The organism is Leisingera sp. MMG026 (assembly GCF_021654205.1).
Lineage (GTDB): Bacteria > Pseudomonadota > Alphaproteobacteria > Rhodobacterales > Rhodobacteraceae > Leisingera.
On the sequence record NZ_JAKFZM010000073.1, the window covers coordinates 1 to 12719 of the forward strand.

14 protein-coding genes are annotated in these 12719 nt (G+C 62.2%); 11 read left to right on the plus strand and 3 right to left on the minus strand.

Annotated features, from left to right (window positions below; translation table 11 throughout):
• The first annotated feature begins 220 nt into the window (after positions 1-220).
• The gene (locus L1069_RS22365; RefSeq protein WP_129369757.1) at positions 221-478 is read left to right on the plus strand and encodes a GlsB/YeaQ/YmgE family stress response membrane protein; all 258 of its coding nucleotides are present in this window, start codon (positions 221-223) and stop codon (positions 476-478) included.
• Between the two features lie 82 nt (positions 479-560).
• On the opposite strand, the gene L1069_RS22370 is transcribed toward L1069_RS22365, so the two are convergent.
• Positions 561-1400 (minus strand): universal stress protein, encoded by an 840-nt coding sequence (locus L1069_RS22370; protein ID WP_129369758.1) that lies wholly within the window; start codon positions 1398-1400, stop codon positions 561-563.
• 204 nt (positions 1401-1604) lie between these two features.
• Between L1069_RS22370 and ccoN the strand changes: the two genes are divergently transcribed.
• The 5 genes from ccoN (at position 1605) to L1069_RS22395 (ending at position 5840) form a co-directional block, all read left to right on the plus strand.
• Entirely contained in the window at positions 1605-3215 is a 1611-nt protein-coding gene (ccoN, locus tag L1069_RS22375; RefSeq protein WP_129369759.1) for a cytochrome-c oxidase, cbb3-type subunit I, read from the plus strand.
• Between the two features lie 14 nt (positions 3216-3229).
• A complete protein-coding gene (gene ccoO, locus L1069_RS22380; RefSeq protein WP_129369760.1) occupies positions 3230-3958 on the plus strand; it encodes a cytochrome-c oxidase, cbb3-type subunit II in 729 nt (242 codons plus the stop codon).
• Between the two features lie 10 nt (positions 3959-3968).
• Positions 3969-4181 (plus strand): cbb3-type cytochrome c oxidase subunit 3, encoded by a 213-nt coding sequence (locus L1069_RS22385; protein ID WP_129369761.1) that lies wholly within the window; start codon positions 3969-3971, stop codon positions 4179-4181.
• Positions 4178-5047, plus strand: a complete 870-nt coding sequence (gene ccoP, locus L1069_RS22390; RefSeq protein WP_129369762.1) for a cytochrome-c oxidase, cbb3-type subunit III — start codon at positions 4178-4180, stop codon at positions 5045-5047. The genes L1069_RS22385 and ccoP overlap by 4 nt, the downstream gene beginning before the upstream one ends.
• A gap of 256 nt (positions 5048-5303) precedes the next feature.
• A complete protein-coding gene (locus L1069_RS22395) occupies positions 5304-5840 on the plus strand; it encodes a DUF4274 domain-containing protein (protein WP_129369763.1) in 537 nt (178 codons plus the stop codon).
• A 134-nt stretch (positions 5841-5974) separates the two neighbouring features.
• Here the strand turns inward: L1069_RS22395 and L1069_RS22400 are convergent, their stop codons facing one another.
• Both L1069_RS22400 and L1069_RS22405 read right to left on the minus strand, forming a co-directional pair.
• Positions 5975-6667, minus strand: coding sequence for a DUF2270 domain-containing protein (locus tag L1069_RS22400; RefSeq protein WP_129369764.1), 693 nt, complete (start codon positions 6665-6667; stop codon positions 5975-5977).
• A 262-nt stretch (positions 6668-6929) separates the two neighbouring features.
• Positions 6930-7109: a hypothetical protein gene (locus L1069_RS22405; protein ID WP_129369765.1), complete on the minus strand. Its 180-nt coding sequence runs from the start codon at positions 7107-7109 to the stop codon at positions 6930-6932.
• A 98-nt stretch (positions 7110-7207) separates the two neighbouring features.
• Here L1069_RS22405 and L1069_RS22410 point away from each other — a divergent pair, with 98 nt between their 5' ends.
• The 5 genes from L1069_RS22410 (at position 7208) to ccoS (ending at position 12591) form a co-directional block, all read left to right on the plus strand.
• The gene (locus L1069_RS22410; protein ID WP_237457114.1) at positions 7208-8086 is read left to right on the plus strand and encodes a LysR family transcriptional regulator; all 879 of its coding nucleotides are present in this window, start codon (positions 7208-7210) and stop codon (positions 8084-8086) included.
• Between the two features lie 231 nt (positions 8087-8317).
• Positions 8318-9751 (plus strand): cytochrome c oxidase accessory protein CcoG, encoded by a 1434-nt coding sequence (ccoG, locus tag L1069_RS22415; protein ID WP_211038682.1) that lies wholly within the window; start codon positions 8318-8320, stop codon positions 9749-9751.
• A gap of 3 nt (positions 9752-9754) precedes the next feature.
• Complete coding sequence (locus L1069_RS22420; RefSeq protein ID WP_237457115.1) at positions 9755-10219, plus strand: FixH family protein; 465 nt, start codon at positions 9755-9757, stop codon at positions 10217-10219.
• Positions 10220-10224: 5 nt separating this feature from the next.
• Positions 10225-12402, plus strand: coding sequence for a heavy metal translocating P-type ATPase (locus tag L1069_RS22425; protein WP_237457116.1), 2178 nt, complete (start codon positions 10225-10227; stop codon positions 12400-12402).
• A gap of 30 nt (positions 12403-12432) precedes the next feature.
• A complete protein-coding gene (ccoS, locus tag L1069_RS22430; RefSeq protein WP_027257996.1) occupies positions 12433-12591 on the plus strand; it encodes a cbb3-type cytochrome oxidase assembly protein CcoS in 159 nt (52 codons plus the stop codon).
• Positions 12592-12719: the final 128 nt, after the last annotated feature.

The following is a 12719-nucleotide window of genomic DNA, read 5'->3' on the forward strand; positions in this document are numbered from 1 at the left end:
GGGGGGGGGGGGGGGGGGGCGGGCGGGGGGGGGGGGGGGGCCCCCCCCCCCCCCCCCCCCCCCCCCCCCCAACGGGAGGAGGCCCTTCAGCAAGAAGGGCGGACGACGGGCGGGAGCTGCGCCGCTTTGCAGCGCTTGCCGTCAGGTTCCTTGATGGCTGCAGGTGACCCGGTGCCGCGGGTGTGGTCTATTGGGGCAATCACAACAAACGGAGGCGGAAATGCAGTTTGGAAGCTTGATCGGGATGCTGATCGTGGGGGCGCTGGCCGGCTGGCTGTCAGGCAAGATCATGCAAGGACGCGGCTTTGGCATTCTCGGCAATATCATCGTCGGCGTGGTTGGCGCCTTTCTGGCGGGAACGATCTTTCCGGCACTGGGGTTTGCCGCGGGCGGCGGTTTCATCTGGTCGCTGATCCATGCCACCATCGGGGCGGTGATCCTGCTGTTCCTGATCGGCCTCATACGCAAGGCCGGGTAGGGCGCAGGCGGCGATTGACGAAAAAAGGCGCCCCTGCAGGGCGCCCTTTATTGTTCGGCAAGATAGCTGACTGATGGGGTCGTCAATGCGCCATCAGCACCGGTACTTTGGCCTGTTCCAGCATGTTGCGGGTGGCGCCGCCAAGGATTGCTTCGCGGAAGCGGGAATGGCCGTAGGCGCCCATCACAATCAGATCAGCGGCGGTGTCCGCCGCATGGCGGTTCAGCACATCGGATACCCGGGTCAGTGTCTTGCTGAGCACATCGATCTCGCAGGCCACCCCGTGCCGGGACAGCATCTGCGCCAGCAAACCGCCAGGGTCGGAGCGTTCCGGCCCGTGCTGCGGCGGGTCGATCACTGCGATACGCACCAGATCGGCGCCTATCAGGAATGGCATTGCCCGCCGGATCGCGGTCATCGCCTCAATGCTTTCGTTCCAGGCCACCAGAACGGTTTCGGGCTGGCGCATCGGTGCGGCATTGTCGGGCACCACCAGCACCGGGGCGCGGCCTTCGAACAGGGCGGCTTCGACAATCGGTTCGGCTTCGGCACGCTTGCCCGGGCCATAGGGCTTGCTCAGCACAACCAGGTCGGAAAAACGCGCCTGACGCGCCACATGGCGGCCGAGGTCGGCGATTTGGGCCACACCGCTGTCGGTGGAAAATGGCACGCCGGCCTGCTGCAGCGCGGTTTCGGCCTGGGCCTCGACCTGCTCGGCCTCTTCCTGGGCGCGGGACAGGGTTTCCTGCAGGACCATCGCATTGGCGCCTGCGTAATAATAGCCGGTCTGGGTCCGGTCGACCCCAAGGCAGAGCGCATCGGCATGAGCGCCAAAGTCTTCGGCCAGGGCCGTAATCTGCGCCAAAGGCGCTGCTGCTGTTTCCGCAGCTGTGAGAATGGTAAGCAAGGACTTGTAGGACATTGGCACCTCTCGGCGGATGATGCGGCGCAGCCCGGATGGCCGCGATGCGGAGAATTTCGTTACACGGGCAGATGTGTCACATGTTGCGTGGATATGTCTTGATGCAGATCAAGGTATCAAGGATGCGCCTTTTGCATGAAGGGCGCGGTCTAATAACGTTCCCGTATCCGCAGGATTCGCGGGGGCATGGCAAAGGGACGCAAGATGTCTAACTATATCAAGCTGATAGCGCTTGGTCTGGTCACGCTGTTTGCGATGATCGGGTCCAATTACGCGCGGGATCTGGCTTACCAGGTGCATGCGATCATCGTGATGATCGTGGCTGGCGGCCTGTTTCTTTATACTTTGCGCCACACCAACGAGCCGAAACCGGCAGTTATTGGTCTGGAAAATGAGTATTTCGACAGCGTGATCCGCGCTGGTACAATTGCAACCGCCTTTTGGGGCGTGGTCGGATTTCTGGCAGGGACTTTCATAGCGTTCCAGCTGGCCTTTCCGGCACTGAATTTCGAGTGGGCGCAAGGCCTGGCTAATTTCGGCCGCCTGCGTCCGCTGCATACCTCGGCAGTGATTTTCGCCTTTGGCGGCAACGCGCTGATCGCAACCTCGTTTTATGTGGTGCAACGCACCTCCGCGGCGCGGCTGTGGGGCGGCAACCTGGCGTGGTTCGTGTTCTGGGGCTACCAGCTGTTCATCGTGCTGGCCGCGACCGGCTATCTGTTCGGCTCGACCCAGTCCAAGGAATATGCGGAACCCGAATGGCACGTTGATCTGTGGCTGACCGTGGTCTGGGTCGCCTATCTGGCGGTGTTCCTGGGCACCGTGATCAAACGCAAAGAGCCGCATATCTATGTGGCGAACTGGTTCTACCTGGCCTTCATCGTCACCGTAGCGATGCTGCATCTGGTCAACAACATGACGATTCCGGTGTCCATCTGGGGTTCCAAGTCGGTCATCGTCTGGCCGGGTGTGCAGGATGCGATGATCCAGTGGTGGTACGGCCACAACGCTGTGGGCTTCTTCCTGACCGCGGGCTTCCTGGGGATGATGTATTACTTCATCCCGAAACAGGCCGAGCGTCCGGTGTTTTCCTACAAGCTGTCGATCATCCACTTCTGGGCGCTGATCTTCCTTTACATCTGGGCCGGTCCGCACCACCTGCATTACACCGCGCTGCCGGACTGGGCCTCGACACTGGGCATGGTGATGTCGATCATCCTTTGGATGCCCTCGTGGGGCGGCATGATCAACGGTCTGATGACCCTGTCGGGCGCCTGGGACAAGCTGCGCACCGATCCGGTGATCCGGATGATGGTGATCTCGGTCGGCTTTTACGGCATGTCCACCTTTGAAGGTCCGATGATGTCGATCCGCGCTGTGAACTCGCTGTCGCATTACACCGACTGGACCATTGGCCACGTGCATTCCGGCGCTTTGGGCTGGAACGGCATGATCACCTTTGGCGCGCTGTATTATCTGGTGCCGGTGCTGTGGAAGCGGGAGCGGCTGTACTCGCTGAGCCTCGTCAGCTGGCACTTCTGGCTCGCCACCATCGGTATCGTTCTCTATGCCGCATCCATGTGGGTGACTGGTATCATGGAAGGCCTGATGTGGCGCGAAGTGGATGCCAACGGCTTCCTGGTGAACTCCTTTGCCGACACTGTGGCAGCGAAGTTCCCGATGTATGTGGTGCGCGGCCTGGGCGGGGTCATGTTCCTCGCTGGTGCGCTTATCATGTGCTACAACCTGTGGATGACTGTCCGTAAGGCCCCGGCAAAAGAAGCCAGCCTGACGGTTCCGGTCCCGGCTGAATAAGGAGCCAGGCAGCTATGTCCATTCTCGACAAACATAAGATCCTCGAGACCAACGCGACCCTGTTGCTGATCTGCAGCTTCCTGGTTGTGACCATCGGCGGCCTGGTGCAGATTGCACCGCTGTTCTACCTGGAAAACACCATTGAGAAGGTGGAGGGCATGCGCCCTTACACCCCTCTCGAACTGGCGGGCCGGGACATCTACATCCGCGAAGGCTGCTATGTCTGCCACAGTCAGATGATCCGCCCGATGCGCGATGAGGTCGAACGCTACGGCCACTATTCGCTGGCGGCAGAGTCGATGTACGACCGTCCGTTCCAGTGGGGCTCCAAGCGGACCGGGCCGGATCTGGCCCGTGTCGGCGGCCGCTACTCGGACGAGTGGCACGTCGACCACCTGCGCAACCCGCAGGCCGTGGTGCCGGAATCGGTGATGCCGAAATACGGCTTCCTTGAGCGTAAGCGGGTCGATGGCAAATACATCGGCGATGTGATGGCCACCAATGCGATGCTGGGCACGCCTTACACGGACGGGATGATCGAGGCCGCGCAGGCCGACTTCCGCGCCCAGGCAGATCCCGACAGCGACTATGACGGGCTGCTGGAGCGTTACGGCGAGAAGGTCAACGTGCGCAACTTCGACGGCCAGCCGGGGGTCTCCGAGGCCGATGCGCTGATCGCTTATCTGCAGATGATGGGCACGCTGGTCGATTTCTCGACCTTCACCCCGGACGCGAGCCGCTGAGGAGGGACAGATGGAATTCTACACACTCCTCAGGCAATTCGCGGACAGCTGGATGCTGCTGTTCCTGTTCACCTTCTTCATCGGTGTTGTGGTCTGGGCGTTCCGCCCGGGCAGCACCAAGGTTTACAAGGACACCGCCGACATCCCGTTCCGGCATGATGATGCACCGGCGCCCCGTGAAGATGCAGTCAAACCCGCCGGGACCAAGGAGGCGAGGGCATGAGCAAGAAATCGCAAAAGTTCGAAGGCGATCCGAACACCACCGGCCATGAGTGGGACGGGATCGAGGAATTCGACAACCCGATGCCGCGCTGGTGGCTGTGGACCCTGTATGCCACCATCATCTGGGGCGTTCTTTACACCATCGCCTATCCGGCCTGGCCGCTGATCAATGGCGCCACTGCCGGGGTGCTGGGCTGGTCGACCCGCGCCGACGTGGCGGCTGAAATCACCGCGGTGGAAGAAGCCAACGCGCCGGTCAACGCCAAGCTGGAAGCAACAGAGCTGACCGCGATTGCGGAAGATGCTGAGCTGAACGCCTACGCGGTGTCGGCGGGTTCTGCCGTGTTCAAGACCTGGTGCGCCCAGTGCCACGGCTCCGGTGCGGCAGGGGCCAAGGGTTACCCGAACCTGCTGGACGACGACTGGCTGTGGGGCGGTTCGGTGGAGGATGTCCACGCCACCATCACCCACGGCATCCGCAACGAAGACAGCGATGATGCGCGCTATTCCGAGATGCCTGCATTCGGCCGTGACGAGCTGCTTGAGAAAGAAGAGATTTCCCAAGTGGTCAACTATGTGATGTCGCTGTCGGGCGAGGCGCAGGATGCCTCCAAGGTTGAGGCCGGATCGGTTGTCTTTGCCGACAATTGTGCCTCCTGCCACGCGGATGACGGCACCGGCGACCGCAGCCAGGGCGCGCCGAACCTGGCCGATGCGATCTGGCTTTACGGCGGCGATTACGCCACCCTGAGCGAGACCGTGACCAATTCGCGTTACGGCGTGATGCCGGCCTGGAACACCCGCCTGACCGAGGCGCAGATCCGGGCGGTCTCGTCTTATGTCCACCAGCTGGGCGGCGGCGAATAAGCCGGATCCGGTTGATCAGAATGATGAGAGGGCTGCCTGCGGGCGGCCCTTTTTCGTAGATTTGTGGTGATGGGAAGCTCGGCAGCCAACCCGAAGCAGACGCCGAAACTCATTGCAGCGAAAGCCTGGCGCGAGCCCTTCTTGACCATTTACTGCGATGCAACCAATGTCGGCCTCAACGAATAACCCGGATCAGGGCGCTGAGTCGCTGTAGTTGGGTGGCTTAAAAACCGTTTAAAGCAGATTGGTCGATGACATGAAAAAGATGGATGCGCTCTTCAAGTATTGGGAAGATCCGAACTACGTGATCGTGCAGGCAGGGCAGCCCGACACAATCATTGATTGGTTGACTAAGCAAACACCGGAGACTTGGCACCGTGTAGTAATGACATGGAACTACGATCATGAAGATAAAGTCTTGTCTTGGATTTTGACCCAGGAGAAATGCGACAAAGGAACTGCAGCGCGCGTGTTTGACGTTGAAGGGCTTGGACATTGGCTTGGAGATGACACACTTGCGAGAGATCCAAATCACCTATGTTCGATCATTCTCAACAACTGGGGCCGATACGGGTCATGTGAGTTTAATCATAGTCCTCAAGATGAAAAAGAAATCCTAGAGCAAACGCAAAAGCACATGGCTAACGGAATGTATGTCGGAACCCCAATTCTGGAAGTAGTACAATATGTGGGTTCTCGCGACGCAGTTTCAGAATTTGAGGCTGAGGACGGGAAGATCGTGGTGGCATTTGACCACTGGACTAAAACTAACGGCATCGAAATCACGAATTGAAGCAGCTCAGAAGCGGACACTCAGCTGCCTCCGAAGAACTGCATCTTCGTCCGCTGAGCCACCAGCCACAACAAGGCTTTGCTTAGGTAGCCTCCAGCGCAAAGCGGCTGTAGAGGTTCATTGCGGGATGCCCCTTAGCCCATTGAAGTCATCGAACTGCGTTTGCGGGCGCGGGCGGCGTCTGCTGTGGTGCTCCACCAGGCGATGCTGCCCCACAGCAGCACATAGAAAACACCGGTGCCAAGCACCAGCTCGCCGGGAAACGGGCCGATGTCAGCGCGGTCCACCGCTTGCTGCAGGGACAGGACAGCGGTTGGATGCACCACCAGTTTGCCCGCATAGGCCAGTGACTGGATCAGCAGGATCCAAAAGTAGTTGCGCCGGATCCGCCGTCCGATCGCAGTCATGACACTTACATGGTATTGGGGCCGCAGATAATCCGCGGCCAGAACGTCCTGCCAATGATCTTCCAGATGCAGGTCGCCTTCCTTCAGCATCGAGGTATAAAAATGCGTCTCCATCCAGCGGGCACGGGCGCGGAAGACGTTGAAATAGCGGTAGCGGCGGGCCTCCAGCATCAGGAAGAAGATGATCAGCACCCCCACCAGGATCAGCGGCAGGGGCGAGGCTTCGGGCGAGGAAAAGGAAATCGACAGTGCCACGCCCAGGGTGACGACCGACCAGTTTGTGGTGGTGTCCAACCGGGTGCGCCAGACGGTGCTGCGGTAGATCTCGCCCCGGTACAAATGCGCCAGGGCGCCGACTTCGGCCGCCGTCAGCGGTGCGCGGTCACTGGTGACCGCCTGTTCGCGCGTTTCGATGTTCATAAGGCCGAGCGTAGGTTTTTTCCCGGAGCCGGGCAATTATTTTGCGCCTTTTTGATCCGTGTCAAACTTTGCCGGCGGCAAACCGGGTAAAACCGCAGGTGAAAGAGATTGCTGCTTGGCTTAACAGCCCTCCTGGGCAGCATGATATCCCGCAAGGCCGACGTGCAGGCTGAACGGGGTCATGCGCCGGTTTTCCGATCTGTTCGCGCGTTTCCTGGAAAACCGGCGCTTTTTCTTTCTTCCCAAAGGTCAGGGTCTCAGGTCAGATGTTCTGCGGATGAATGCAGCGCGTTTTCGGCGGCCTTGCGGCGAGCCAGCGCATCAGCCGGGTGAACTTGCCTGAAGGGCGGGACAAGGGGCCGGGCGCAGGCAGGTCCCGCAGCCTTACACAGTCCTGCCGCGTGGCGGTCATCATCGAGCGGGCATAGATATCAATCAGCATTTTAGTGCCTCCTATCCTGGCGTCTGTTTCTGATACTTGCGTGAATGCGCGATTCCTGCGAGTTAAATGGAATTGCGTTATGTAAGGCTGGATTACATATGGATTGGCTGAACATGCCGCCATTGGCGGCGCTCAGGGCTTTTGCTGCCTTTGCTGAGACCGGGAATGTGGTGCGGGCAGGCGCGGCGTTGAATGTCAGCCACGCTGCCATCAGCCAGCAGCTGCGCGCACTGGAGGCGCATTTGGGCGCAGCTTTGCTGGACCGCAGCGGCAGGGCGCTGGCGCTGACACCGGATGGAGAGCATCTGGCCCGCGCGCTGCATCTGGGGTTTGGCGCGATTGAGGCGGCGGTGCAGGAAATATCTGCCGCAGGGGCCGCCCGGCCGTTGCATGTGACCTGTACGCCGACGTTTGCCGCCCACTGGCTGATGCCGCGGCTGGCCGGGTTTCAGGCCGAGCATCCGGAGATTGATCTGGTGCTGGACCCGCGGGGCGAGATTGTCGAGCTGAAGCCGGGCGGTGTGGATATTGCCATCCGCTATGGCGACGGCAGCTGGCCGGGGCTGGAGACCGGGATGCTGCTGCAATCGCCGATGGTGGTCATTGCGGCGGGCAGTCTTCTGGACGGTCGGCAGGTGGCATCCCCGGAGGATCTGCTGGATCTGCCCTGGCTCGAAGAGCTGGGCACCTCGGAGGCCTCGCGCTGGCTGGAATCGCGCGGTGTCACCGAGGCTTTGCGCGGGCCGCGCACCCGGCTGCCCGGCAATCTGCTGATGCAGGCGGTGCGGGCGGGCCAGGGGGTGGCAGTCAGTGTGCGGGAGTTTGTTGCCGAGGATCTGGACAGCGGGCGGTTGCTGGAACTGTTCACCGAAGGCGCAGACCGGGGCTATCACATCGTGACCCGCCCCGGCGTGCTGCGCCGGGAGGCGCGCAAGCTGACCAGCTGGTTGCGGCGGCAGAAGAAGGAGGACCGGTGAAACTGGGGCATTCTGACGGAAATCTTCTTTGCAACGCCGCATTCGCTGCGCTGCGGCAACTTGCCCCTGGCGGCGCCGGGCGGGCAGGCATAGGTGGCGCTTTGACCTCGCAATGCGCTGAGATGGCGCCTGAAAACATGATTGTACGATACGCTTTTTGATCCACGTCAATGTTCTGGCATTATGCATCTGTGACAACGGCGCGAGACAGCCACAAGACGGAGAGTGTCCGTGAGCGATTCCAAACCAGCCCCGAGCCTGTACGCCGCCCAGGAGCCGATCTTCCCGCGGCGCGTGTCCGGCCCGTTCCGGAACCTGAAATGGTACATCATGGCGGTGACGCTGGGGATCTACTATCTGACGCCGTGGATCCGCTGGGACCGCGGGCCGAGCTTGCCGGATCAGGCCGTGCTTTTGGATCTGGCGGGCCGCCGGTTCTACTTCTTTTGGATCGAGATCTGGCCGCATGAGTTTTATTTTGTGGCCGGATTGCTGATCATGGCGGGGCTGGGGCTGTTCCTGTTCACCTCGGCGCTGGGCCGGGTCTGGTGCGGCTACACCTGCCCGCAGACGGTGTGGACCGACCTGTTCATTCTGGTGGAGCGCTGGATCGAGGGCGACCGCAACGCCCGGCTGCGCCTGCACCGGCAGAAGAAGATGGATTTCCGCAAAGCGCGGCTGCGGCTGACAAAATGGGTGTCCTGGTTGCTGATCGGTCTCGCCACCGGCGGTGCCTGGGTGTTCTATTTCGCCGATGCGCCGACGCTGGCCTATGATCTGGTGACGCTGAATGCGCACCCCGTTGCCTATACCACCATGCTGGTGCTGACCGGCACTACCTTTCTGTTCGGCGGGTTCGCGCGCGAGCAGATCTGCATCTACGCCTGCCCCTGGCCGCGCATCCAGGCCGCGATGATGGATGAGGACACACTGACCGTCGGCTACCGCGAGTGGCGGGGCGAGCCGCGCGGCAAACCGCGCAAAACCGACGAAGCGGGCACCGTGCATGGCGACTGCATTGACTGCATGGCCTGCGTCAATGTCTGCCCGATGGGGATCGACATCCGCGACGGCCAGCAAATGGAATGCATCACCTGCGCCCTGTGCATCGACGCCTGCGACGACGTGATGGCCAAGATCGGCAAGCCGCGCGGGCTGATCGACTATATGGCGCTGTCGGATGAGGCAGAGGAGCGTGCAGGGAAACCGCCCAAGAACATCTGGAAGCACATCCTGCGGCCGCGCACCATCATGTACACCAGCCTTTGGTCGCTGGTCGGTGCGGGGCTGCTGTTTGCCCTGTTCATCCGCTCCGACATTGAATTGACCGTCGCACCTGAACGCAACCCGACCTTTGTGACGCTGTCCGATGGCGCGATCCGCAACACCTATGATGTGCGCCTGCGCAACAAGCACGGCGAGGACCGGGTGTTCAAACTGTCGATCAAGGGCGATCCGGCCATGCGGCTGCAGCTGGAGGGTACGATGTATCACTCGGTCAACGTGCCGGTCGATACCGCACTGCTGCAGCGGGTCTATATCGTGGCACCTAAGGGCTCCGCCCCGTCGCAGGCCGGGTCAACCCCGGTTCGCATCTGGGTGGAGGATCTGATAAACGGGGAACGTGCCCACAAGGACACCAGCTTTAACGGCACGGGGGACTGAGCCATGGCGAAAAGCGAACGCGAATTTACCGGCAAACACGCCCTGATGCTGTTCTGCGGCGCCTTTGCGGTGATCATCGGGGTGAACATCGCCCTGGCAGTCAACGCGGTGAAGACCTTTCCGGGGCTGGAGGTGAAGAATTCCTATGTTGCCAGCCAGGAATTCGATGTGCGCCGTTCTGCCCAGAAGGCGCTGGGCTGGTCGGTCTATGCGTCTTCGCAAGGGGATCAGGTCAAGCTGGAGATCACCGATGCCGATGGCACCCCGGTGGAGGTCGCCAAGCTGAGCGCAACGCTGGGCCGGGCGACCCATGTGCAGGACGACCAGCAGCCGGAGTTCACCTTTGACGGCCAGGCCTATGTGGCGCCGGCCGAGCTGGGGCCGGGCAACTGGAATATCCGCATGGTGGCGCGGGCCAAGGATGGCACCGAGTTCACCCAGCGCGTGATCCTGCATGTGAAAGGCTGATTGCCATGACTGCCCAGATCCGCCCCTCGCTTGCGGCCTGTCCGGCCTGTGTCGCGGTCCCGCAGGACCTTGCTGAACAAGCTCCGACCGAGGCGCGGCTGGCGCTGTCCTTGCCCGGCATTCACTGCCAGGCCTGTATTTCAGCGGTGGAGCGGGAGCTGAACGCACACCCCGGCATTCATTCCGCACGGGTCAATCTGACACTTAAGCGGGCGCTGATTGAGGCCGAGCCGGACCTGCGCGCCGTGGATCTGATCCCGGTACTGCAAAGCATCGGCTACGAGGCGCACGAACTGGATCTGGCAGCGCTGGCTGCCACCCGGAACGACAAGGCGGGACGTGACCTGCTGATGCGGCTGGCGGTGGCTTTCTTTGCCTCGATGAATGTGATGCTGCTGTCGGTCTCGGTCTGGTCCGGAGCGTCGGATGCGACACGGGACATGTTCCATTGGATCTCTGCCGCCATCACCTTTCCCGCGATCATCTTCGCAGCACAGCCGTTTTTTGCCAACGCCTGGAGCGCGCTGCGGGTCGGGCGCCTGAATATGGATGTGCCGATTGTGCTGGCGCTGGTTCTGGCGCTGGTCACCTCGCTGTGGGAGACGTCGCTGTCGGGCGAACATGCCTATTTCGATGCCGCCCTGACACTGACGTTCTTCCTGCTGGCAGGCCGCTATCTGGATTACCGCACCCGTGCGGTTGCGCGCTCGGCCGCCGAGGAGCTGGCAGCACTGGAAGTGCCCCGCGCGATCCGGCTGCTGGACGGCGATGAATACGAGGTGCCGGTGGCGGATCTGGCGATTGGCGATCTGATCCTGGTGCGCCCCGGCGGGCGGATGCCGGTGGACGGTGCGATTGTCGAGGGGCGGTCGGAACTGGACCGCTCGCTGCTGACTGGCGAGACGCTGCCGGTCTTTGCGGAACCCGGTCTGGCGGTGTCAGCCGGCGAGGTGAACCTGACCGGCCCGCTGACCATCCGGGCGACTGCGGTGGGGGAGGATACCTCGCTGCACCGGATGACCGATCTGGTCGCCATCGCTGAATCCGGCCGCTCCCGCTACACCTCGCTGGCGGACAGTGCTGCCAAGCTTTATGCGCCCGGCGTTCATATCCTGTCGGCGCTTGCTTTTGCGGGCTGGTATCTGTGGACCTTCGACATCCGCATGGCGCTGAATATTGCCGCGGCAGTGCTGATCATCACCTGCCCCTGTGCGCTGGGTCTTGCTGTGCCTGCGGTGACCACCGCTGCCTCGGGCCGGCTGTTCAAGAAGGGTATGCTGATCAAACACGCCACTGCGCTGGAGCGGCTGGCGGAGGTCGATACCGTGGTCTTTGACAAGACCGGCACACTGACAGCCGGCACGCCGCAAGTGACCAATCTGGGCGATCATGCCCGCGCCGATCTGGAGATCGCGCTGGCGCTGGCCGAAGGGTCTTCGCATCCGCTGTCGGTGGCATTGAGCCGCGCGGCGCGGGAGATCGGGATCAAGCCGGCCAGCGTGCAGGAGATCGCCGAGGTTCCGGGCTATGGTGCCGAGGGGCTGTTCCGCGGTGCCCGCGTCCGGCTGGGCCGCGCGGCCTGGGTCGGTGCCACGCAGGGCAGCCAGACCGCGGCCTGGCTCGACAGCGGGGCAGGGGCGGCTAAACCCTTGCTGTTCACCGATGCCCTGCGCCCCGGCGCAGCGGAGGCTGTTCAGGCGCTGAAGGAGGCGGGCAAGGATGTGCTGCTTGTCTCCGGCGACACCACTGGTGCGGTGGAGGGTCTGGCCGGGCGGCTGGGCATCGCCAAATGGGTGGCCGAGGCGCTGCCGGCTGACAAATCCGCCCGTGTGCAGATGCTGACAGAGCAAGGCAAAAAGGTTCTGATGGTTGGCGACGGCCTGAATGACACCGCGGCGCTGGCGGCGGCGCATGTGTCAATCTCGCCTGCATCGGCGCTGGATGCGGCGCGGGTGGCTTCGGATATTGTTCTGCTGGGGCAGGATCTTTCCCCGATTGCCGAGGCCTGCAGCGTGGCGCAAAAGGCAACCCGCCGGATCCGCGAGAATTTCCGTATTGCCACGCTGTACAACGTGATTGCAGTGCCCCTGGCGATTGCCGGGCTGGCAACACCCTTGATTGCGGCGCTGGCGATGTCTACCTCTTCCATCACAGTCTCTCTCAATGCGCTGCGGCTGCGATAAGCCGGCGCCAGCCACAACGGACCTGAAGCCATGAGCGTCCTTGCCTATCTGATCCCGATTTCACTGATCCTCGGCTCGGTCGGGCTGGCGGCGTTCTTTTATACACTGCGCAGCAACCAGTATGACGATCCGGAAGGCGACTCACGCCGGATCCTGAGCGATGAGTGGGACGACAAACCCAAGCCGTGATGCGGGCGGCCTGCGCCTGTGTGAATAGCCAAACCCTCCCGCCCCTGCAGGTGCCCTGGCTGGCGCCAGAGCCCCTTGGCAGCGTTGGGGGGGGGGGGGGGGGGGGGGGGGGGGGGGGGGGGGGGGGC